Here is a 21,251-nt window from a genome sequence, read left to right as displayed (position 1 = left end):
CGGCCGTCCTGGTCCGCGGGTACGCGGCACCGCCGGACCAGGGCGCCGCATCGTCGACCGAACCCATCACCGGCCGTCGACAGGAGGCGCCGCCCGCCGCCGCGGGGCCGCAGCCGCGCGGCGTGGGCGGGGCTTCACCCCCACCGGCCGATCCCGTCGAGATGCTCGTCGAGGTTGGTGAGGCCCTGCGCGTCCAGGACGGCCTGCGTCTCCGCCCAACTGGTGTTGTCCCTGCGGTAGATACGGACGATCTCCTGCGGTGCGGCGCCGGTCAGCCCGGCGACGATGTGCAGGGCTTCCTCGTCGAGTCCTTCGGTGCGGGCGAGGTAACCGGACATCTCGATCAGGACCGCCGCGTCCGGACGGCGCAGATCGGCGTGCTCCTCGATCCACCGGGTGAAGCCGCTGACGAACCGGGTGGGGACGTTCTCGATGTGGAAGCCGTTGGCGGTGGTGATCTCGGGGTCGATGTCCATGCGAGTCCTCTCGTGCCGAAATGGGGTCGTAGGTGTAGGGGGCGCGTGACCACTCGGCAGACGCCCGAGACAGCTCCGCAGGGGACACGACGAAGGATGTGCCGCGCAGGGAAGAGGGCCCGGCCGCCTCGGAGGGAGGCCGGCCGTGGTTGGTGGGCCCGCGTCGGTCGGGTGGCCCGGCGAGGGCGCCAGGGCATGGGCCGCCGCCGTGTCACGGAGCGCAGGCCGGCTCGAGACGGCCGGCGGGCGTCATCGGCTCGGCCGGGTGCAGGTGACGTTCAGGCCCGCAGCCCGTTCACGGTGGCGAGTCCTCGGGCGGTGGTGTTCAGCTCACCCCGCGCTCCGTCGCGTCGATCGCCTCGGCGACGGACAGGGCCGTCAGCAGGTGCGCCTGCCCCGCCTCGACGTCCAGCGTTCCTGCGGCGACGGCCTCGGCGAGCCGGACGGCGTGGTCGAGGGACGCGGCGAGGGCGTAGCCCATCTCCAGGGCGGGCCGCCGCCCGATCGGCAGGGCCAGGCCGGCCAGCAGGCCGCGGTGCGCCGCCCGCAGGGCAGCCGCCACGTCGTCGCCGTGATCCTGCGGTGTCTCCTGGAACCGCGGCCGAAGCCACTCGGCGACGTGACTGTCCACGATCTGCCGGAAGGGGCGGTAGTCGATGACGGTTCCGCAGCGGCCGGCGTTCCCGGCCGCCGCCCGCTGCCCTCCGGGCCAGGCGAGCCAGCGGTGCCAGCGGCACAGCGACATCCGGTAGTCGACGGGACGGCCCTTTACGCCTCTGCGCCGCTCGATGACTCCTCGGGTCGCGGGTTCGCTGCACGCGGTGATCTAACGCGGTACGGGCATCGGCGGGTTCCCCTCCTCGGTGACCTGACGATCGTGTCCCGCGCCGGAGTTGCTGTCCGCTCGCTGGGCCCGCACCGCAGGTGACGCCCGTCTCACTGCACCCCGGCAGCGAGTGGATCGCGGCCCCGCGGTGCAGACCGCCTACAGGGCGAGCAGGTCGCGCACGCCGGCCGGTAGACCTGCGGCCTGGTCGGGACGGGTGAGGAAGTAGTTCCGGGCCCGGTCGGCCAGGCCGCGGTCCACCTGCACCGGATGCGGGCGGGCCGGCAGGCCGAGTGCCGTGCGGGCGTCGTCGTCCAGGTGTTCCGCGACCGGTCCGTAGTCGACCTGGCCGGCCTGCTGCATCAGCTCGTCGAAGGACGGGCGGCGCTCCAGCGGGGCGGGCGTCGGCCCCAGGGGGCGCGGCGCGCTCTGGCCGGCCAGCCGCGAGGCGGGATCGTGCTGCTCACTCATCTCGGTCTCCCTGCCGGGTCGGTTGGGGGCGGACGGCGTCGATGGCCTCGCCCTGGTGGCAATTCTTCACAGCGTTCTCGCAATCTACGTGCGGTGGTAGCGGGGAGACTCCCGTTCGTCGAGCAGCTGGATCACCACGTGCGGCTTCCCGTCGACCACGACTCCCTCCTGCACGCCGACGACCGTCCAGTTCATCCCGCGCGGCATGACGCGCTCGCGTTCCAGGTTCCCGAACGCGGCGACGGCGGCGACCGGTGCGCCCCGCCGGGAGACCGTTTCGAACATCACCCCCGTCGACGCCCGGCCGCTGGGCCCGCCCTCGACCTTCCAGTACGTGTCGGCGAAGCTCGCCGCCACCCGCGGGCAGTGGCTGATGGACATGTAGGAGTCGTCGCGGTACCGGGCGCCTACCCGGAAGTTCTCCCGGGCCCACTCGGCGACCCGGCCGCTTTGCAGGACCTCCGCCGGAGGCGTGTACCCGCGGTAGCCGATCTGCGCCTGCTCCGACGTCCCCGCCGCGGCGATCGCGCCGTCCAGGTGTCCGATGATCTCTCGGGCCGGAACGTCCATGGTGCCGGCGGGCTTGTCCAGGTCCTCGCCCCGGTACAGGTGGCCGTTGAGGTCCCGGATCGCGGAGCTGCCGGTGTACGTCTGGGTCCACTCGCGCTGCGGCCGGCTCAACTTCGCCGCCCACCGCTCGGACTCCTCCTGCAGGCGGCCCGCCGCGTCCCGGTCGAGGTCCTGGCGCTCACGGGCGTCGCTCAGCCCATGTCGCTCCCAGGGCCGGGCAGCGGTGCCCGACGCGGCCGCGGAGATGATCTGCTCGGCGTGGTCGGCGGGGACACGGTCGTAGATGACCTGCCCGCCCTCGACCCGGTAGGGCCAGGGCGAGTCGGCCAGGGCCTGGTAGCGGTCGCGGTCCAGGCGGTGGAAGACCACCCGGGCGTGCGGGGGTTCCTCGTCGGTGCCGGGGTAGACCGTGGCCGACCCGGCGTACGACTCCCCTCCCCAGGCGACGGTCTGACCGCCGTCCTCACGCGGGATGAACGTGGCCCGGCCGCCGGCACCGGTGGCCGCCGCCAGCGCGTCGGCGGCCCGCACGTGCTCGGGGTACTCCGGCATCGGCGGGGCGGTCCACTCCTCGGCCGGCGGCTGGGGATCCGGACGGCGCGGGGTGGTCATCGCGAACGCGCTGCGCGGGTCGGTCGTGGGGGGATACGGCGCCTGCCGCCGGGAGTCCGCGAGCATCTCCCGCGACGCAGAGGCGCACGCCTTCGCGTGCTCGGCGCACCGCCGCGCGCGTTCGTCGTCCCCCGCCTCGGCGGCCAGCCGGGCCCGGTCGGCCCACTCACGCGCGCTGTCGAACGCCTCCTGAGCGGGGTGCCCAGTGCCCGCGTCCGCCACGCTCTGCGCCAACGCGGAGGAAGCCGCGCGCTGCGCGGACCGCACGGCCGGGTGCGACGCGGTGCAGCGCCGGCCCCCCTTCGACTTCGACCTGCACACGGTGCCCGCTCCTTCCCGACCTGCTCACTGACCGGCCGGCCACCGTGGTGGCCAGCGGCATTGATGCTGGTCGGAGCGGGTTGTGGACAGAGACGGAGCACGAAGCGGCGGCGGCCACCCGTTCAGGGGCGCCGCCGCCGCGCCGTGCCGCCGTGGGGCTGCTCGCGGTCGTCAGCTCATCGTCGGCTCCGGGTTCGGCCGGGTCCGGATGCTCTGGTCCATCGCCACCTCCACGGAGGGGACCGTGGCCACCCGCCCGTCGGACTTGTAGACCACCCAGACGCCGCCGACGACCGCGAACGAGGCGTCGTTGCCCACCAGGAACTCCCGCGCCCCGACGTTGAAGACGAACATGTCGTCGTTCTCCGTGATCTCCCGGTCGTCCAGGCAGAACGTGCCGTTGTCCCAGCCGGGCTTGGTCGCGTCGATGACCCGCGCACGGGCCTCCGTGTACGAAAGCGTCATGACTAACCCCATCCTCTACTCTTCAGGTATTCATTAATCTACACCACAGGGTGCAGTATGTCAAGTTATATGTGTCGGGCTGTGGTGTGGGCCGACTACGGCTCCAGATAGCGGGCCGTCGCGCTCGGCGAAGGAGTGGGCTGTTCGTCGAGCCGTACCCACTGGGTCGCCATGCTGCGGCGGAAGTAGTACCCGGCGTTCGTGACCGGCGGGTTGGGCTGGCCGTCGACGAAGCGCACCGTGCCGCCGACGTTCTCGACGTTGAAAACGTGCGCGCCGCCCGATCGCCACGCCACGAACACGACTCCCCGGGAGCCGGGTTCCTTGAATGCCTCCTCCACCTCGGCGCGCCCGCCGTCGGAGTCCGAGGACAGCGAGGAGTAGGCGGTGGTGAACGTCGTCCCCCACGCCTCCTCGATCACCGATAGCGGCCGGCCTCCGGTCTTGCCCGGCTCCAGCGGGCCGGCCTTCACGTTCTGCCCTCGCCTCGACAGCTCGTAGGCCTGGACCACGCTGGTGCAGTTGTGCGAGTAGGCCGGATCGCCCCGCTTGTACTTGGTGTTGATCCTCTCGAGCGTCCCGTTGATCTGCTCGTCGGTGCTCTGCGCGGGCGCAGGCGGCTCGGTCCGCCGCGCGGCATGCGCCTTGAGCAGCCGCGCGGCGCGGTTCATGTCGCTCTTGGCGTCCAGGGCGGCATCCGCCGCGCCGTCGTGGTCCCCCTCCTGCGCCAGCCGCCGGGCTCGCATCGCCGATGAGTGCGCCAGTTCGAACTGCCGGTACGCCTCCGAGTTCTGGTCGAGCTCTCCGTCGGCGAGGGCCTTGTTCACGGCCTTGGACGCGGCAGAGGACTTCACGGCGTACGTCGCCCGCCGCACCGCCAGGCTGCTGCCACGGCAGCGTCGGCCGCCCTGGGCCTGCGATCTACACACGGGTCCTCCTCGCTCCGGGCCGCTCACGCGCGGCCGTTCGTCCCACACGGTGCGCGGTGAGACCTGTGGACAGAGACCGGGACCGCAGCCCGCCGGCGCGCTGGTTCAGGCGGGCGGCGCGCCGGGGGAGAAGGCGCGCTCCAGCCGCTCGGCCCGGTCCTCGGCGAGCAGGTCGGTGAAGGACAGTTCGTGACCGAAGCGGTAGCCGGCCCAGTCGGGGCGAAGTTCGAGCCGGTCCTGGGGGCGCCGGTGCAGCGCGGCCATGCCCTGCTGCCACCGCTCGTCGGCCTGCAGCGTCTCCCATCGCTGCTCGGCCTCGTCCGGGTCGTCGTCGGCGTCGCCGGAGCGGGCGCTCCAGAAGGTAGGGAAGGAGTCGCTGAAGGAGACCACCACGGGCAGGTCGGACCGTTCGCGCAGCAGGTCGCGGACCTTCTCCCAGCCGCAGTCCGGGCGGTAGAGGCCGCTGGTGAGCGCCGCCGTGATGATGCCGGCCAGCCAGCCCCGGTTGGGGCCGTCGACCCAGCAGTTGACCTCGCACTGCCCGTGCAGGCGCGCCGCCAGCCGGAGGGCGTCGCCGCCCGACTCCATGGCGGTGTTGAGCATGAGGGTGAAGGGACCGATGCCGTGTCCGCGGTGCTCGGCGACCGGGTCGTCGAAGATGCCGATCAAGCAGCGCACGTACAGGTGCAGCCAGCGGCGGGCCTGATGGCCGGAGTGCAGCGGCACCTGCCGCAGGTCGTGGCCGGCGGGCAGCAACTCGTACAGCGTCGCGGCGACCTGGGCGGAGTCGGGGCGGTCCAGGAGGACGCCGGCCGCATGCTCGTGCAGCAGGCTGTGCAGCCACGGCCGCTCGCTGCCGCCCAGGTGGGCGGCGGAACGCGCGTCCTGGAACCGGGTGTAGCTCATGAACTCCCTCTCGTCGGGGTCGGGCGGACCGTGTGGTGTCCCCCGGGGGCCGGGGCCGCAGGGCAGCAGCGTGAGGGCCCGGACCTGTGGACAGAGACAGAAACCGAACACGCCCGGGCCGGTGCCCCGCGAAGTGCGGAGCACCGGCCCGGGCGTGAGGGACGGCCTGTCAGGACTGCGGGGAGGCGACCATCTCGGCGAACTCCTCCTCGGTGACGACCCGTACGTCCAGCTCGCGGGCCTTGGCCAGCTTCGATCCGGCGTTCTCGCCCGCGACCAGCAGCGTCGTCTTCTTCGACAGCGAGCCCGAGGACGTACCGCCCGCGTTCTCGATGAACTCCCGGATCTCGTTGCGGTTGCGGAGGTGGGCCATCGAGCCGCGCATGCCCCCGGTGACCACGACGGTCTGACCGGACAGCGGGCCGCCCGCCGTGTCCGTGACCGGCTCGCTCATGTTCACCCCGGCCGCGGCCAGCTTGTCGATGACCGGCCCCATGACGGCGATGTGGGCGGCGATCTTCGGCGCGTTGGCGGGCGGCAGCTTCTTCACCTTGGCCAGGTCGTCGGCGTCGGCCGCGCGGATGGCGTCCATGGTGACGAAGTGCCGTGCGATCTCGCGGGACAGGGTCCGGCCGGTGCGCACGATGCCCAGCGCGCAGAAGACCCGGTTAAGGGGCTTGTCCTTGGCGGCGGCGATCTGGCCGAGGATGGTGTCGGCCCGCTTCTCGCTGCGGGCCGCCGCCGTCAGCTGGTCGCGGTCGAGGGTGAACAGGTCCGCGACGTCGCCGACGGCCTCGGCCTCGACGAGGGCCTCCAGGAAGACCTCGCCCAGGCCGTCGATGTCGAGCATGTCGCGGGCGACGGCGTAGCGCAGGGCGGCCAGCAGACCGCAGCCGCCGCCGGAGGAGTCGGCGCATTCCCAGCGCTTGCCGCTCTTGTCGACCTCGCCGCCGCACCCCGGGCAGGCGTCGGGGAAGAGGATCGGCGAGACGTCCTCGCCGCGCAGGTCCAGGACCGGGGCTTCGATGCGCGGGATGATGTCGCCGGCCTTCCACACCGTCACCACATCGCCGATCTTCATGCCGCTCTTGGTGATGAACTCGGGGTTGTGCAGGGTCGCGTACTGCACGGTGCTGCCGTCGACCTCGACCGGTTCCAGGACGGCGCGCGGCGCGATGATGCCGGTGCGTCCCACGCGCCACTCGACGCCGATCAGCTTCGTCTGCCGCTCGACCGGGGGCAGCTTCCGGGCAACGGCCCAGTGCGGGTGGCGGGTGGCGAACCCGGCCGTGTTCTGCTCGGCGAAGCTGTTCGCCTTGATGACAACGCCGTCGATGTTGAACGGGAGTTCGCCGCGCAGCGCGATGATCTCCTCCACGCGGGTCTGGACGTCCTCCAGGGTGGAGAACACCCGCAGACCGACCTCGGTGGCCGCGGTGGTCTGCACGCCGAGCTCGGCGACCTGCGTCATGACGGCCTCGTGGGTGTCCCCGCGCAGGAAGTCCACCCCGTCGAGGCTGACCGCCCCGTACGCGAAGAACGTCGTCATGATCGTGTAGTTGCGGGACTTCGCGCCGCGCAGCGTGCCGGCGGTGCCGTTGCGCGGATTGGCGAAGGGCTTGTCGCCGTGCCCGGCCCGCAGGTCGTTGGCGGCCTCGAACTGCGCCCTGGTCAGAAGGACTTCGCCGCGGATCTCCACGGTCGCCTCGCTGTCCAGGCGCGTGGGGAGGCCGACGATGCTGCCGATGGCCGCAGACAGGTCCTCGCCGTGGTGTCCGTCGCCGCGGCCGACCAGCTTCGTCAGCACGCCCCTGGAGTAGCGGGCGGCCACCGCCATGCCGTCGAGCTTCGGCTCGGCCGCGTAGCCGCCGCGCACCGGGGCGTCGAGGCGGCGTGCCAGCGAGGTGCCCCACTTGGCCAGCTCCGCGGCGTTGAAGACATTGTCGAGGGAGAGCATCGGGACGGTGTGGGGCACGTCGCCGGCCGGTGCCGCGCCGCCGGCGACCTTGCCCACCGGGGAATCGGCGCGGACGTGGTCGGGGTGCTCGCGCTCGTAGTCGGTCAGCTGGCGCACGAGGGCGTCGTAGGTGGCGTCGTCGAGCGCGGTGTCCCCGTCGCCGTAGTAAGCGGCGCAGGCGGCGAGGGCGGTGCCGACGGCCGCGTCGTAGTCGGTGCGGCTGGCCAGGGCGGTTGCGGTGCTCATGCGGTGATCCTTACGTAGAGGTCTGACATCGGGCCGTGCCGTGCGTGCAGGTCAGCGCGGGGCGACGGGACACAGCCCGTGGGGGTTGAGGAGGATCTCGCCGTCCTGAAGGAACCGGCCGAGATCGGGATGCTGCGTCACCAGGCCGCCCAGCCCCTGCCCGCGCAGGACGTTGGTGTCCAGTGCGTAGTGGGGGCGCACCAGCAGCTCGCCGACGAGGAACTGGTGGGTGCGGTCGCTGCCGTAGCGCAGGGGATGGGCGCCGCCGCCGGGAACGCGGCTGGAGCCGACGAACGACACGGTGCCGTCCCCCTGGTCCTGCACGTAGAGCCACGCCGGGACGTGCCGGACGTTCGCGTCGAGGGCGATGTGGGCCAGGGCGGCGTCGGTGAGCTGGTGGCGCACGGTGAACTTCCTCTGGGCATGGGGGGGCGGGGCGCCGCGGACGGGCGGCGCCCCAGGGGCCGGGGCGGGCAGGGCTACTTGGGCGGGTCCAGCCGGATCGGCATCAGCAGGTGCCGGTAGCGGTCCTTGGCGGCCGGGTCGTCGGTCAGCAGCACCGGCTTGCGGGACTGCCCCTCCTCGAACTGGCGGATGTGCAGGGTGACCGTGTCCTGGCCGGTGAAGGCGTCGAGCGCGGCGAGCAGGAAGGCGGGGTTGAAGTGGACGCTCATCCCCGCGACGTCCGCGGTCGTGCCGTGGTCGAGGCTGAAGGGGACGGTCATGCCCTTGACGCGGGCCTGCTGCGCGGCGGTGCCAATGACGGGTGCGAGGGCGAGGGCGCCTTCACCGCTCCAGCGCAGCGCGACGGGGCTGTGCGTGCCGCCGACGGCCTGCGCCATGGCCCGGCCCTTCTTGGCCGCCTTGACCAGCGTGGCCCGGTCCATGCGGACGCTCGTGACGAACTCGTTGGGGAAGAACGAGGAGTAGGCGGGGAACTTCCCCTCCCGGGCGCGCACGGTGACCGTGGTGTCCCCCAGCGACAGCGTGGCGCGGGGGATGTCGCTGCTGGCCGCGTCCAGCAGGCCGACGCCGACCGGGCCGTCGTAGGACGTGAACCGCTTCAGCAGCGCGGTAAGGACGTCGGCGGGGAACAGGACGCTCAGCGGGGCGTCCAGCGGGCGGACGGTCGCCTCGGCCCGGACGTGGCCTTCGGCCAGGCGGTAGCGGTCGGTCGCGGCCATGGTGAGGGTCTGGCCCGACAGGGTCAGGTGGACCGCCGTGAGCACCGGCAGGGTGTCGTCGCGTCCGGCGGCCGGCAGGACCCGCTTGAGCTCGGCGAAGAACTCCCCGGCGTCCACCGTCGCCATCGCGGGCACCGGCTCCGGCGGCCGGGTGAACTCCTCCACCTCCAGCGCGGCGATGGGCACGGTCAGGTGCTCGGTGGACAGCAGGTCGCCGGCCAGGGACACCGAGGTGCGCTCGGCCTGGGCCTTCGTCTCCCCTGCGACCATGGCCGCCAGCGCCTTCTGCAACTGCCCGAAGTGCAGCAGACTGCCGCCCTTGCGTGCGCGGCCCGGCACGGAGACCGACACGGCCGTCTCGTAGTCGAACGTGGTGAGCGTCGCCCGGCCGCGGCCCGTCTCGATGAACACACCGCGCTGCGCCTCGGAGGGGGACTTCGCGCCGACACCGAACTCGGTGATCTTCAGAGCGCGGGTGAGCGGGCCGTGGTCGAGGATCATGCGCGCGGTCGGCTTGGCCGGGGCCGGAGCGGCGGGGGCGTCGGTCACGGTGACGGTCGCGGTAGCGGGGGACACGAAGAGGTTGCCTCCTTGGCAGGGGGGATCAGGTCGGGTGCCGGCGGCGCCGTTGCGCCGCCAGTCGTACAGGTCGAGGGGCGGGCGGCCGGGCGTCAGGGGAGCGGGACGTCCACCGCGGCGGGCGAGGTGATGTGTCCGCAGTCCAGGCACGCGGCGCCGCCGAGGACTCCGCCGGGCAGCCGGCCGCCGTGCAGCCAGATCCGGACGTAGGTGACCAGCGGCAGGGTGGGGCCGAAGTCCCACCCCGCGCAGGACGGGCAGCGAAACCGCCACCCGGCTGCGGCGACCTCGTGCTCGGCGGCTCCGAAGTGGCGGGCCACGCGCCCGACGTCGGCGGGGGCGAGGCCGGGTGAGCCGCTCACCCGTCCCCGCACCCGGCGGGGACGGCGGTCAGCAGCGGCAGCAGCGTCAGGCTCTGCGCCTCGGCGCGGCCCTGGTCGTACAGGTGCCGCAGCCCCTCCGGCGGGACGGGGCCGCGCGGGGCGCGGGCCTGCCGCACCCCGTCGGCGAACGCGCGCTGCCCGGCGGTGTGCGGCAGCTCCTCGTCCCACTCCATCCACGGCCACAGGCCGCCGATCGCGTACCGGCCGTGCCGGTCGGGATGCACGACCTCCGTGCCGTCGTCCCCGCGGTAGGCCTTCGTCCAGGTGAAGCGCAGGCTCTCGCCCTCCCAGGCGGCCGACAGGCCGCAGGCGTCGCGATGCAGGTCGTCGACGATGTGCTGCGCGCCGCGGCGGGTGAACAACGGCGCGTCGTACCCGCCGAGTTCCTTCGGCAGCAGCCCGGCGTACGGGCCGTAGGCGGTGGACTCCACCGTGATGAGCTGGACGGTCGGTGCCGTCATGGAAGCGATGCGTCCTTCCGTCGGGAGCAGGGGATCGGGGGTGTTCACCTGACGGGTGCCAGCGCCTTCTGGATGCTGTTCAGCTGCCGCTCGGCGGCCAGGGCACGCGGCTTCCACTCGTCGTAGAGGCTGGTGGACAGGCGGTCACGCTCACGGGTGGTGCGCTCCAGGTCGGTGCGCAGCGTCTGGGCGGACCTGGCCAGTTCGAGCACTTCGCCTACGGGCAGCGAGGTGACGTCCACGGCGTTGGCCGCGGGCTTGTGGGCCTTGAGGTGGGGGCGGACGGCGATGGCCGTCTTGCCGGTGAATCCGCAGCCGGCCCAGGCACAGCCGTAGGTGACCGAACCGTCCTCCAGCAGGATCTTGACGATCTGCTTGAAGCGCACCGGCCGGTCCGGGGTGCTCAGGGGAGTCTCGGCGAACTCGACCTCGATGACCTCAAGATCGTTGACCTTGACGCGGGACGGCGGCGCCTCCTGGGGCGCGAGCATGGTGGTCACGTGCAGCGGGGTCCTTCCAGGGGGGGCGGAGGAGCAAGGGGGGCGGTCCGGCCCGCCGGGGAGAAGACGGCGGGCCGGACCGGGGCCGTACGGCATCCGGGGACGGGCCGGTCAGCCGTACGGCCGGTTCAGGGCCGCTGTCCGGCGGGCAGCGGATCGGGGACGCGGTGGGCGTCGGCGAGGTCGCGCACCCAGGCGGGCGCGTCGCGGAGGCTGGCCGGGTAGTAGTTCCGGCGCCCCCGGTTCTGGTTCGGTCCGGGCGTCTTGCCAGTGGCGACGTACGGCCCCTCCAACCGGATCTCGTCCAATCCCCACGCGGTGTCCCCGCTGTTGAGATAGGTGACGCGGACCTTGTCCGGCCGCAGCGGGGCGGGCATCGGCCAGTGACTGATCTCGTCCAGGCCGTCGAGGGTGAAGAACCGCGTGCGCTTGGCGCGGTCGCTCGTCACGGTGGCGCGCACCGGCCCGGCGGCGACCTCGGGAGCGGGGACGGCCAGGGCGCAGGCCAGGTCGGCCGTCCACGGCGGCTTCGGGTGGTCCGGGTAGTGGGGGCTGGAGGGGTACAGCCAGAGCCCACCGCCAGGAAGGTCCACCCACCGCGAGGCGGGGTCGTCCGGGGCGTAGCGGCCCCGGATGTGGACGGTGTCCAGTGCCCACGGCGCTCCGGCACGGCTCCGGTAGGCCGCGCGTACCTGAGCGGGGCGCATCGGGGGGACGGCGGTCGGATCGTCGCACAGGTACTGCGGCGGGACGTCCGGAGCGCCGGTGACGTCGAAGGTGACGGTGCGCTCGCCGTGCTCGTGGGTCAGGCACAGTTCGGGCACGGGGCCTCCTTCCGGGCGGCGGTGTTCAGAGAGACGGGCGGGGGGCGACGGCGGCGGGGACGCGGTGCTGCTCGGCGAACTCGCGCAGCCACGCGGGCTTGGAGCGCTGGAAGTGCTCGCTGTCGGGGTAGCAGCGCGTGTTGTGCGCGAACGAGGCCGGGTTGACCGTGCCGTCCTTGCGGACCCGCAGGCCGGCGATCTCCAGGCAGTACAGGGTCCAGGGACCGCCGTTGCTGCTGGTGTAGGTCAGGCAGATGGTCTGCGGGCGGATGGCGAACGGGTACTCGGTCTGGTCCGGCTCCAGGTCCGGCGCGGTGAGGCGGTAGACCATGCGGCGCTCGGCGGACTGCCCGGTGAGGACGTATTCGACGGCCACGGATTCCTCTGGGGGGTGACGGCGGGACGGACCGGGGCTCACCGGGGGGCCGGAGCGGCCCCCCGGTGAGGCGCCTGTCAGGCCGCGAGGGCCAGCAGCTTGTACGCCTCGGTCTTGCGCTCGGTGACGGCCCCGGAGTCGGCCAGGGAGCGGGCGGCGCGGCTGGAGTTGGACTTCGCCGGGGCGACGTGGTCCAGGTACTCGCCGATCGCGTTCCAGCCCGCCCAGGCGGTGCCCCGGATGGTCTCCTGCGTCGCGGCGTCCTCGAACAGGGAGCGCAGCGCGTTGTTCCGGGCGGTGATGTTCTTGTGCTGCGTCTTGCTCGGGAGGGCCGGGTCGTCGAAGACGCGGGTGACGACCTTCTCGAACTGGCCGAGGGTGAGGGGGGTGTCGAGCAGGCGCTGCGCCTCGCGCTCGAAGGCGTCCTGCCAGTCGAAGAGGGTGGCCAGGGACTTCTGGACCTTGGCCAGCCGCGCCGGAGCGGAGACGGTGTGGGGGATCGAGTACTTGTGCTTGGCGCCGGAGATGATCAGGCGCTGCATGTTGCCGCAGTCCAGGCGGGTCGAGCCGATGTGCAGGGAGTTGGAAGAGGAGCCGTTGTGGCTGCCGAAGAGGGTCAGGTGCATCCGGTGCTCGTCGATGCCGCCGATGCGCACGACGCGCGGCAGGGTCATCGAGATGAAGTACCGGCTGCCGTTGTTGCCGTAGGCGCCGAGCTTGTGGAAGGTGGCGCCGGACTCGCGGCGGACCATGTCGAGGATGTCCTCGTGGTCCTCGATCTGGACGGCGGTGTACTGATTGCCGACGCGGCCCACGTACTCGGCGTCACCCGTCAGCGGGTTGGTGCGGATGGCCGCCCGGGTGTCGGGCATGGCCAGCTCGGTGACGCCGGACTCGTCCATGTGGCGGGCGCGGGTGTCGGTCCACAGCCGGACGTTCCAGTTGCGCATGTGACCCATGTCCAGGGCCTCGCGGGCGGTGTCGGCGGCCGACACGTCGGTGCCCAGGATGGTCCAGGCGTCGGGGCGGCCCGGCGCGCGGCGTGCGGTTCCCTCGGTGGTGGGGATCTCAAGAACAGTCACAGCGTCTCCCTCGTCCAGTGGAGGCCCCGTCCGACCTCCTGACACATATAATATAACCCACGAGAGGCTATCGAGTCAAGTTTTATGTGTCAGCATAGAGACGGTGGCCCCGGGTTCGCGAGAATGCGCAGCGAAGCGCGGGAAGTGCGACCCGGTCGAGGCGGGACGAGTGGAGGGCAAGAGATGGACGAGCGTGGAGCGAGGCGGGCGAACGCCCGCGCCGGAGCCGTGATCGCGGCGGGAGTTGCCGCCCTGGCGGTGGCCCTGGTCGCGGCATCGAAGGACGCGGACGGGCTCAGCCTCGCGGCCGCGGCGTGCGCGGCTGTCTGTACGGCGTGGCTCGCCTGGGACGGCTGGCACCGGCACCGGCAGGAGCGGGCCGCCAGGGCCGCCGGACGGCGCCGCTGACGCTCCGCGGCCGGGTGCGGGCCGGCGGAGGTGACACGCGGACATGAAGACGGGGCCAGACGACAGGACCGAAGTCCTCCGACTCCGAAGAGGCGGTTTGCAAGATCGTCTGGCCCCACGCTACGGACCGGCGAACCGGAGCCGTGAAGTGCAGTGTATCGGCGGATACCGCCGACCCGTCACGAGTCGGCCGGCACCTTGTTGTTCCTGGCCAGCCACGCCCGAACCTCTTCGACGTCCCGCGCGGCGTTCTCGTCCTTCCCGGGGAAGGGGTCCTCGTACGACCGGGCGACGTAGGTGCGCTCGAAATGCTTCACCTGGCTCAGCGTCAGGCCGAAGGACCGGGCCAGAGCCGTCGGGCGCAGCCGTGCGGGCCGCTTCTGCGCCGGAGCTCCCCGCAGGAGCCGGCTGACCTGGCGGGTGTCCTCGATACCGAGCACCTCCGACAGCCACTCGGCCGGGATCTTCACCCCGGCCGCCTTCGCGGCCCGGGCCCGCTCGATGAGGTCCAGCTGCCCCAGCGTCAGACCCTCGGCGTCCGGCTGCTCCTGGCCGTCCTCGGCGTTCCGCAGCAGCCACCCGCGCACCTCGGTCCAGTCCCGCGTCCCCGCGTCCCCGGGCTCGGGCAGCGGGTCGTCGTGGCGCAGCAGCCACGAACGCACCTGCGGCCAGGACCGCTTGCCGTCGTCGCCAGCTGCCGGGAAGGGATCGGCGCACTCGCCCGGCTGATTGGCCGTGATGTGGTGCCGCACGGCCGCCGGGGTGACGCCCAGGACTTCGGCGAGCTCCTTGATGTTCATGCGCTCCAGCTCGGGCTGGACCTGCCGGGCGGTCTGGCCCATCGCGCGCGGGCCGAGCCGGTCGTCCCCGGCGAAGGGCTGCTTCAGGTACCACTTCAGCACCTCGGCCTTGTTGCGGTACTTCGTGCGGCCCTTCGGGGGTGCGGACTCGCCGGGGAACGTCTTGTCGTGCGTGATCCAGTTCTGCACGCCGGGCACGCCGCGGCCCGTGGCGCCCGCGATATCGCGTGTCGTGACGTCCTCGGGAAGCTCGGCGAATGCCTCGATGACCTCCTGACGGCTCTTCATGGGGTGACTCCAGTAGCTGTAGGCAGGGCGGGCGCAGAGGCCCACACGAGGCGGACCACCCGCCACGGTATTCATTAATCTATACTGCGGGGATCTCTGCTGTCAAGTTTTATGTGCTGCCGTGGTCAGCTGGACACGTAGAAGGCGATGGCCGGCAGAGCATCGGCCGGCGCCGCGTCGGCGGGGTTGCGCGGATGCGCCTCGTAGAGCCCTCCGACCGGGCCACGGCCGGTGAAGTCCGGTACGTACAGGCCCGGGCGCACGAACCACACCGGGGAGAACTCGCCCCCGTCGCCGCCGTGGTCCGGCGGCGCGATCACCACGAGCGCGTCGTCGACGTCCGGCAGCTCGGCGAGCCGGGCCCGGAGCTCTCCAAGCCGCATCCCCCGGACCTGGACCGGCCAGGACGAGGTCCACCCGTCGGCGACGCGGGCCACCACGGCACCCTCGACCGGACCGGGAAGCGAGGTGAGGAGCCGGCACGAGTACCGGTGGTCGCCGCCTCCGTTGCCGTAGGTGAATCCGGCCTGCCACCACCCGGCGGGGATGCCCAGGGTGTCCTCGACGAGGCGGATGACGGCCCCCTCACGCAGGTCGCGGAAGGTGGTGTCCCCCTGCAGCGCCAGGGCGTGGAGGTCCACCTCGACCTTCATCACGTCCTCGTCCTCACTGCCGATGCTCACGGGTTCGCTCCTTCGGGGTGCTTGCGGGAGTGGAGGGGGTGCGTCAAGCGTCAGGGCCGGCGCTCGCGAGCAGCTCGGCCGCGAGGCGCATCAGCAGGTCCGTGGGGTCGGAGGGGCCCAGGTCGCGCAGCTCGGCTACGGCGTGACGGACGTGCTCGCGCGCTGCGTCCCGGTGACGGATCGCCAGCGGGGCGGCGTAGGAGCGGGCACGGCGCAGTTCCTCGCCCGCGGCCCGGAGGGGTTCGAGGACGGCCGGGGGCAGGCCGCGTGCAGCCGCGGTGCGGCCCAGCGGCAGCGGGCGCGCCGTGTGCGCCTCGACGATGTGGGCCTCCCGGCGGAAGACAGCCTCCTTCTCGGTCACGGTGCAGGCGATCTCGCTGTGTTCCTCGCAGACGACGGCGTAGTCGGTCCACGGGCCGGCCGACATCGGCCGAACGGCGACCCGCTCGTCCACGGTGACGTCCGCGATGGCGAAGAGAGTCGGGCTGTCGGCGGGTGTGGAGAAGCACGCACAGTTCCGGAGGCGATGCTGTTCGGGCTGGTCGTCTGGCGTGCAGTTGTGAAAGCGGCCGCCGGCGTCCACCACGAGCAGGCCGCGCCCGCGCTGATCGGAATCGAAGGTCGCGTTCGTCTCCAGGGTCCGCTGGTGGCGCCGTGCGATCGCCTCCAGCGTGTTCAGGATGCGGAACCAGATGGACGACGACGCCCAGCCGTTCTCCTCGTCCGCTCCGCGAACGCCGGCCAGCGCCCGGCCCTGGGGCGAGTCGGCGTACAGGGGGGCCACGGGACAGAACGAAAGCCGCTCGGCGATCCCGGACTCCAGCTCGCTGAGCGGGACCGGGACGTCGAAGGCGATACGGCCGCAGTAGATCATCTCGTCCTCGTCGGACATGCAGAGCCCTCCTGGGCAAATAGGGGGAGGCAGTACCGCGCCGGGCGGAATCCGTCGGACCCGCCCGGCGTCGTACGAGGCGGTCAGCGGTTGCGGGTCCGGCCCGACAGCGAGGTCGTCCGCAGGTGCAGGTGCTGGGCACCGATGGTCGTGACATCGCCGGAGACGGAGCTGGCGCGGAGCTTGCCGGATGCCTTCTCGGTCGCGGTGACACGGATGTTGCCGCTCACGCTCGCCGACTCGAACACCTCGCCGCTGTAGGCGAGCGCCTCCAGGGAGCCGGAGACGGAGTTGTGCGAGACGCTGCGGCTGACGTGATCGGCCGTGACATCGCCCGAGGTGGTGTTCACGGTCAGCCACCCGACCGTCCCGCCGAGCTCGACGTCGCCGCTGACGCTGGTGACGCCCACACCGGCAAGGTCGCCGACAACCTCCAGCTCGGCACTGGTCGTTGACAGCAGCACGGCGCAATCGCGGGGGAGCCGGATCGTGACGGTGATGGTGGCAGAAGGCCCGCTGACCACCGTGCCCCTGTCAGCGACCACGCGGCCGTCCTGGACGACCTTCTGGCCGCCGATGAACACGTCGCCCTCGGCCGTGGTCTGGATGCCGGAGAACGTGCCGCCAGCGAAAGTGACATTTTCCCCGAAGTGGTAGCTCGACCCGCCGGAGCTGTAGCTCGACCCACCACTGCGGCGTGTAACGGAGCGGACTTCGGGGACCGCCACGCGAACCTGCCGACCGTAGTTGACCCGCTCCTCGGTGAACTTCGTGGCGGCGACCGCCTCGGCGAAGCGCCCCGAGTCCTCGCTGGTCTCGACGGACACCTGGGCGTGCCGCAGCCGCGAGTCGACGATGGCCTTCACCTTGCCGACGGAGCTGGTGACGTGCACGACGAGGGCCCCGGGAGAGGGAGCCTGGTAAGTGCGAAGGGTGCTCATGGAGGTCCTCGAAAGTCCGTAGCGTGTTGCGGCGCTTGCTCGCCGCCTTCATTCATTAATCTATCTCGCGGGTCGCTGTAAGTCAAGTTTTATGTGTCATTAAGGGCGGGGCTCCGCGGAGCGGCCGCCGCCTGTCGCCTCTCGGGCGGCGCAAGGCGGTGGGCGCCACGGGGCGCCGAAGCACGGGTCGGAGCTCAGGACCTGCTCGCGGAAGTGAGCGCGTGCCCCGTAGGCCCACGACTCGGCAGGGGCCGGGGGGCGGTCAGCCCGTGGGATCCCCCGGCGTCGACGGGCCGGCCTTCGGCGCCTTGTCGGGGACGCGATGCCACTGGGGCTGGCACTCCTCGACGTAGCCGTCCGCCGAGGCACCCGGCTTTGTCGCGGCGAAGTGGCGGCGCCAGAAGGTCACGCGGCCGCGGGCCTGACCCAACTTTGCGTACGGCCCCTCGTACTCGGTGAAGGACTCGCCGTCGGCGTACGTCTTGCTGATCACGGCGCGGAACAGGCGGGCCTCGGCAGTCATGCCAATGTCACGGGCGATGGGTCTCTCCTGTCGCGAGGAACGCGATCGTGGCAAGGCGGGCGTCCACCCGGGTGCGCCAGGCGCGCAGCTGATACCGGCCGCGCGGACTCCAGTCGGCAGGGTCGATCCGCGCGGGCACGGCCGCCCCGCGGTACAGGACCCCGCCCGGCACCCACGAGGCGCGGCCGGCGTGTACGTGATTGATGCCGTTGTGGCCGATCGGCACGGCTGCCTCCTCGGACGGGCCGGGTGCGGGGACGCGCCCGGCAGGGTCTATGGACGGTCGCAGCCGGCGGCGTGTGCTCCCGCCAGGTGGACCAGGACGTCCAGGCTGTCGTCGTGCTCGGCGTCGCATACGTGGGACCCGCAGGTCGTGTGGATCAGCTCCAGGTCCTGCTTGACCGGATCGGCGGCTGCCCTCAGAACGTAGTGCTGGAGCATGCCCGGGCCGGTGCCGGCGAGGGTTTCGGTCACGCGTTCCTCTCCACGGTGGGCCGGGACGGAGCACTCGACCATGACTGCAGGCCACTGCGCAGAGCAGAGCCGCAGCCAGTCGCGCGTGGCTCATCTGTCGCGAACGAGTCCGTCCCCTCTATATCCATTAGTCTAATGCCGAACGGATCGCCAGTCAAGTTTTATGTGTCACTCAGGCTGGTTGGGGGCACTGCCTCACACGCCTGCCGGAGGACTCGCCGGGACCGGTCCGGCCGTGTGGCCCCGACGCCTTTCGGTCCGCGAGCGGGTGAGAGCGGTACGGCAGCCGTTGCAGCGCTGCCAGGTCCTCACCCCGCCGGAGGCCTCGTCGACCAGGGCGGCGTGCAGCGGCCGCAGCAGCCGCAACCACCGTGCAGCGGCTGCAAGGGCGGTACGCGCGCCGAAGGCGCTGCCCGCCGCGGTCCAGGGGCAGCGCTGCCGGCAGCACGCTGCGACCGCGGTCGTGCTGCTGCTGCCCGCGGGCAGCAGTAGCACCGGGGGACAGCCGGCTGCACGCAGCGAAGCTGCCGCTGCCCGCTTCACCTGCCCGTTCGCCTGGCAGCGCTGCACCGCCGAAGGGCCTGCTGCTCGCGTGCTGCTGACCCTTGCCGGCTGGGGTGCTGCTGTGCTGCCCCGGCAGACCGGCGCCGGTGCCCCGGGCAGCGCTGCACAGCCGGATCGTGGACAGGAGGGCAGCGGCGACCGCCCAGGGTGCGCTGCTGCAAGGTGCGGCGTCACGCCAGCAGCGCGCTTCTCGACCGACGACGAGATCAGGGAGCGCACGGAAGCCGGTGCCGATCTCGTCGTCCCTATGCACCTACGCACTGCGAAGGCGAGGCGGTCGAGCCGGACCGTTGTCCGACAGGCTCACCGCTACGGGCCGGCTGCCTGCTGGGCGGATGCCGCGCAGAAGCTCATGGGCCATGGGGGGGCGAGGACTTCGGGGGCCCGGCTGGGGGTGGCTGCCGTCGTCGCGCGGCCCAGGGACGCATGCCGTTGGACGGGGGGCCTATCGGGCTGCGCGTAGGGAGAGGAGGCAAGGCGACGGGGGAGTTCTTCCGGCTGGGGGCAGGGGACACCAGATCAGCCCGAATCCATTAATCTGCTGGGCGGGTCGCTCGTCGGTGGGGGCGATGTGCACGGCGCGATGCGCCCAGCACCCGCGCGCTCTGCGATCGGAGGCGCGCCCTGGAGAGCCTCGGGAGGCCGCGGCCTACACCGCCGGATCTGCCCGAGGCGAACCGTGTGCCGATACGGAGCGGCGCGGCTCGCCGGACGAGCGACGAGGGACGGGCGCCGCTCCCGCGCCCGGGAGCGCGCGGCCCAGACGGATCCCGTCCACCCCGGGGCGGCGAGCCGACGGCCGGCGAGGCCCGACGTATCCCTCCCGGGACGGACGAAGGGATACGCGCAGCGTCAATCCGGCGGCGATCACCGCGGCCCGCGGACAGCCCGCGCAAAGCGCCCACCCCTTTGGGCGGATGGCTCCTGCGTCTTGAAGCGGAGGCCGGATCGGCAAGCGGGGGCAACGGCGAGCGACGGCAGAGGCGACCGGCAATGCGGCCCCGGCGCACGGTGCCCCGGACCGGTCACCCCGGGACCCGCACCGGCCCGGCGCTGTCACGCTCCCTTGTCACGCTGGATGTCACGGCAGGTGTCACGCTGGGCACCGTGACACCTCTGACCTGTAGAAACGGCCGCATCTGGGATGCGCTCCGCCCCGCGTGACACTCCTAGATCCAGCCGTAGCGCGCCGCCCTGGGAACGTCGTATTCGGTGCACCCGGGGTGAGGTGCCCGGGACTCCTCCGGCTGCTCGAACTCCGCCGGGTCGTACAGCCAGGGGCGCCTGCGCCGGTCGATCGCCCGATTGAACTCGGCGTTCCCCGAATGCTGCTGCGGGCCGAACACCAGGCGGTGGCTGTTCGCCCAGGCTCCTGCCGTGTCGCCGCCGTTCAGACGGCTCAGGCACGTCCACGCGAGCGGGGTGAACCGGCGCCGGAGCGGGTCCTTGACGTCCTCCCACTCCTGCTCGGCGGCGTCCAGTGCCGAGGCCAGCGACTTCAGCTGGCTGATGCTCGCGCCGAAGCCGGCGAGCAGCTCGGCGTTCAGGCAGGCCGGGCGGCCGTGGTACACGAACAACGGGTACTCAGGGTGTCCGTCGTCGGCCCGCTGGGGGGCGGCGGTCAGGAGTTCGTGCAGGGCCCGGTGGATGTGCGTGGTGGTCAGTCGGGTGTTCGACACAGTGCTCTCTCGGCCTTCCGTAGCGTCCGCCGGCAGGGCTTGCCTCCCCACCAATAAACATTAGTCTACCCTTCGGGGTGCCCATTGGTCAAGTTTTATGTGTCAGGCGGTGGAGGTGTGAACGGGTTGAGCCGGCCTCCGCGGCGCACTCCCGTCAGCGCGAAGCCTGCCGGGGTCCGGGTGTGCGCTGCCGCACCGGGTGCCGCCGCAGCTCCAGGTAGTCCACGCCGCGCTCGAAGAGGTGGAATTCGAGCATGACGCGCACCTTCTCCGAGCGCGGGAAGCCCTGCCGCTTCGCCTCGGCGGCGAACTCGTCCAGGGCGAAAGCCGGATCCGTGAACACCTCCACCACTTCGCTGCCCTCGCTGCGCTCGCCGCGCGACATGATCCACACGTATCCGGGGGCATCTGCGAGGCTCTCGCGGAGCGGCTGCGGCATCCAGTTCCTCCTTCGGTGACGGCAGGGTGGTCACCCCCATCGGAATGACCACCCCCTCTATATTCATTAGTCTATCTCGACGTCGTGCTGCGAGTCAAGTTTTATGTGTCGTTCTGTTGATCGTCAGGCGCACCAGTTGTACTGGCTCGGGTGGCTGTCGACGCGGAACTCGACGGCGATCGTGCCGTCGGGAGAGCGCAGTTCTGAGTCCGCGAACTCGCTGTCCACGCCGATGTACACGGTGCCCTCGTCCGTGACGAAGGCCCCGATCCGGAACCCGGCCAGCACGACGACGGGGAAGGTGTCGGGGTCCTGGAGGTCCGGCGGGAGGTAGCCGGCGGTCGCGTTGAAGCGGCGGGCGCTGGGCTGAAGGGGCATGGGTTTCCTTCGGG

Annotated in this window: 27 protein-coding genes; 1 reads left to right on the top strand and 26 read right to left on the bottom strand. The window is 72.0% G+C overall.

The annotated features are described in order from the left end of the window. Positions 1 to 134: 134 nt before the first annotated feature. From BS72_RS00600 to BS72_RS00525, 16 genes are all read right to left on the bottom strand, one after another. Entirely contained in the window at positions 135 to 476 is a 342-nt protein-coding gene (locus tag BS72_RS00600) for a hypothetical protein (RefSeq protein ID WP_037905246.1), read from the bottom strand. A gap of 325 nt (positions 477 to 801) precedes the next feature. Continuing rightward, complete coding sequence (locus BS72_RS00595; RefSeq protein WP_051950341.1) at positions 802 to 1,221, bottom strand: hypothetical protein; 420 nt, start codon at positions 1,219 to 1,221, stop codon at positions 802 to 804. Between the two features lie 240 nt (positions 1,222 to 1,461). Continuing rightward, entirely contained in the window at positions 1,462 to 1,773 is a 312-nt protein-coding gene (locus tag BS72_RS00590; RefSeq protein ID WP_037905244.1) for a hypothetical protein, read from the bottom strand. A gap of 84 nt (positions 1,774 to 1,857) precedes the next feature. Then, positions 1,858 to 3,276 carry a hypothetical protein gene (locus BS72_RS00585; protein WP_037905241.1) on the bottom strand — a complete coding sequence of 473 codons (1,419 nt, stop codon included), beginning with the start codon at positions 3,274 to 3,276 and terminating at the stop codon, positions 1,858 to 1,860. A 171-nt stretch (positions 3,277 to 3,447) separates the two neighbouring features. Then, entirely contained in the window at positions 3,448 to 3,741 is a 294-nt protein-coding gene (locus tag BS72_RS00580; RefSeq protein WP_037905238.1) for a hypothetical protein, read from the bottom strand. 95 nt (positions 3,742 to 3,836) lie between these two features. Further along, the gene (locus BS72_RS00575) at positions 3,837 to 4,670 is read right to left on the bottom strand and encodes a toxin glutamine deamidase domain-containing protein (protein WP_157856101.1); all 834 of its coding nucleotides are present in this window, start codon (positions 4,668 to 4,670) and stop codon (positions 3,837 to 3,839) included. A 105-nt stretch (positions 4,671 to 4,775) separates the two neighbouring features. Next, positions 4,776 to 5,576, bottom strand: coding sequence for a hypothetical protein (locus BS72_RS00570; RefSeq protein ID WP_037905233.1), 801 nt, complete (start codon positions 5,574 to 5,576; stop codon positions 4,776 to 4,778). A gap of 169 nt (positions 5,577 to 5,745) precedes the next feature. Further along, positions 5,746 to 7,779, bottom strand: a complete 2,034-nt coding sequence (gene ligA, locus BS72_RS00565; RefSeq protein ID WP_037905230.1) for an NAD-dependent DNA ligase LigA — start codon at positions 7,777 to 7,779, stop codon at positions 5,746 to 5,748. Positions 7,780 to 7,830: 51 nt separating this feature from the next. Then, positions 7,831 to 8,184, bottom strand: coding sequence for a hypothetical protein (locus BS72_RS00560; RefSeq protein ID WP_037905228.1), 354 nt, complete (start codon positions 8,182 to 8,184; stop codon positions 7,831 to 7,833). Between the two features lie 74 nt (positions 8,185 to 8,258). Then, complete coding sequence (locus BS72_RS39060) at positions 8,259 to 9,539, bottom strand: DNA polymerase III subunit beta (protein WP_037905214.1); 1,281 nt, start codon at positions 9,537 to 9,539, stop codon at positions 8,259 to 8,261. Positions 9,540 to 9,634: 95 nt separating this feature from the next. Further along, positions 9,635 to 9,904, bottom strand: a complete 270-nt coding sequence (locus BS72_RS00550) for a hypothetical protein (protein WP_037905211.1) — start codon at positions 9,902 to 9,904, stop codon at positions 9,635 to 9,637. Continuing rightward, a complete protein-coding gene (locus BS72_RS00545) occupies positions 9,901 to 10,386 on the bottom strand; it encodes a hypothetical protein (protein ID WP_051950339.1) in 486 nt (161 codons plus the stop codon). The genes BS72_RS00550 and BS72_RS00545 overlap by 4 nt, the downstream gene beginning before the upstream one ends. Before the next feature lie 44 nt (positions 10,387 to 10,430). After that, positions 10,431 to 10,886: a hypothetical protein gene (locus BS72_RS31830; protein WP_051950337.1), complete on the bottom strand. Its 456-nt coding sequence runs from the start codon at positions 10,884 to 10,886 to the stop codon at positions 10,431 to 10,433. A 128-nt stretch (positions 10,887 to 11,014) separates the two neighbouring features. Continuing rightward, positions 11,015 to 11,710 (bottom strand): hypothetical protein, encoded by a 696-nt coding sequence (locus BS72_RS00535; protein WP_037905206.1) that lies wholly within the window; start codon positions 11,708 to 11,710, stop codon positions 11,015 to 11,017. Between the two features lie 25 nt (positions 11,711 to 11,735). Next, positions 11,736 to 12,086, bottom strand: coding sequence for a hypothetical protein (locus tag BS72_RS00530; protein ID WP_037905202.1), 351 nt, complete (start codon positions 12,084 to 12,086; stop codon positions 11,736 to 11,738). A 77-nt stretch (positions 12,087 to 12,163) separates the two neighbouring features. Beyond that, the gene (locus tag BS72_RS00525; RefSeq protein WP_037905199.1) at positions 12,164 to 13,168 is read right to left on the bottom strand and encodes a DUF932 domain-containing protein; all 1,005 of its coding nucleotides are present in this window, start codon (positions 13,166 to 13,168) and stop codon (positions 12,164 to 12,166) included. A 183-nt stretch (positions 13,169 to 13,351) separates the two neighbouring features. On the opposite strand from BS72_RS00525, the gene BS72_RS00520 reads away from it, so the two are divergent. Then, the gene (locus tag BS72_RS00520; RefSeq protein WP_037905196.1) at positions 13,352 to 13,576 is read left to right on the top strand and encodes a hypothetical protein; all 225 of its coding nucleotides are present in this window, start codon (positions 13,352 to 13,354) and stop codon (positions 13,574 to 13,576) included. A 179-nt stretch (positions 13,577 to 13,755) separates the two neighbouring features. On the opposite strand, the gene BS72_RS00515 is transcribed toward BS72_RS00520, so the two are convergent. The 10 genes from BS72_RS00515 to BS72_RS00470 form a co-directional block, all read right to left on the bottom strand. Further along, entirely contained in the window at positions 13,756 to 14,664 is a 909-nt protein-coding gene (locus tag BS72_RS00515; RefSeq protein ID WP_037905193.1) for a hypothetical protein, read from the bottom strand. Positions 14,665 to 14,789: 125 nt separating this feature from the next. Beyond that, positions 14,790 to 15,347: a hypothetical protein gene (locus BS72_RS31825; RefSeq protein ID WP_051950335.1), complete on the bottom strand. Its 558-nt coding sequence runs from the start codon at positions 15,345 to 15,347 to the stop codon at positions 14,790 to 14,792. A 43-nt stretch (positions 15,348 to 15,390) separates the two neighbouring features. Next, positions 15,391 to 16,239: a hypothetical protein gene (locus BS72_RS31820; protein WP_051950333.1), complete on the bottom strand. Its 849-nt coding sequence runs from the start codon at positions 16,237 to 16,239 to the stop codon at positions 15,391 to 15,393. A gap of 83 nt (positions 16,240 to 16,322) precedes the next feature. Further along, positions 16,323 to 17,180: a DUF4097 family beta strand repeat-containing protein gene (locus BS72_RS31815; protein WP_051950330.1), complete on the bottom strand. Its 858-nt coding sequence runs from the start codon at positions 17,178 to 17,180 to the stop codon at positions 16,323 to 16,325. 262 nt (positions 17,181 to 17,442) lie between these two features. Beyond that, positions 17,443 to 17,703: a hypothetical protein gene (locus BS72_RS00495; protein ID WP_037905190.1), complete on the bottom strand. Its 261-nt coding sequence runs from the start codon at positions 17,701 to 17,703 to the stop codon at positions 17,443 to 17,445. Between the two features lie 7 nt (positions 17,704 to 17,710). After that, positions 17,711 to 17,929 (bottom strand): hypothetical protein, encoded by a 219-nt coding sequence (locus BS72_RS00490; protein WP_037905188.1) that lies wholly within the window; start codon positions 17,927 to 17,929, stop codon positions 17,711 to 17,713. A gap of 47 nt (positions 17,930 to 17,976) precedes the next feature. Beyond that, complete coding sequence (locus BS72_RS00485) at positions 17,977 to 18,177, bottom strand: hypothetical protein (RefSeq protein WP_037905183.1); 201 nt, start codon at positions 18,175 to 18,177, stop codon at positions 17,977 to 17,979. A 1,733-nt stretch (positions 18,178 to 19,910) separates the two neighbouring features. Beyond that, the gene (locus BS72_RS00480; RefSeq protein WP_037905181.1) at positions 19,911 to 20,420 is read right to left on the bottom strand and encodes a hypothetical protein; all 510 of its coding nucleotides are present in this window, start codon (positions 20,418 to 20,420) and stop codon (positions 19,911 to 19,913) included. 154 nt (positions 20,421 to 20,574) lie between these two features. Further along, positions 20,575 to 20,859, bottom strand: coding sequence for a hypothetical protein (locus tag BS72_RS00475; RefSeq protein WP_051950329.1), 285 nt, complete (start codon positions 20,857 to 20,859; stop codon positions 20,575 to 20,577). Between the two features lie 123 nt (positions 20,860 to 20,982). Continuing rightward, entirely contained in the window at positions 20,983 to 21,237 is a 255-nt protein-coding gene (locus tag BS72_RS00470; protein WP_037905177.1) for a hypothetical protein, read from the bottom strand. Positions 21,238 to 21,251 lie beyond the last annotated feature (14 nt).

It is taken from the genome of Actinacidiphila yeochonensis CN732 (assembly GCF_000745345.1).
In the GTDB taxonomy this organism is placed as follows: Bacteria; Actinomycetota; Actinomycetes; order Streptomycetales; family Streptomycetaceae; genus Actinacidiphila; species Actinacidiphila yeochonensis.
Note: the sequence above shows the minus strand (reverse complement) of the source record. Positions and strands in the feature narration are given on the sequence as shown.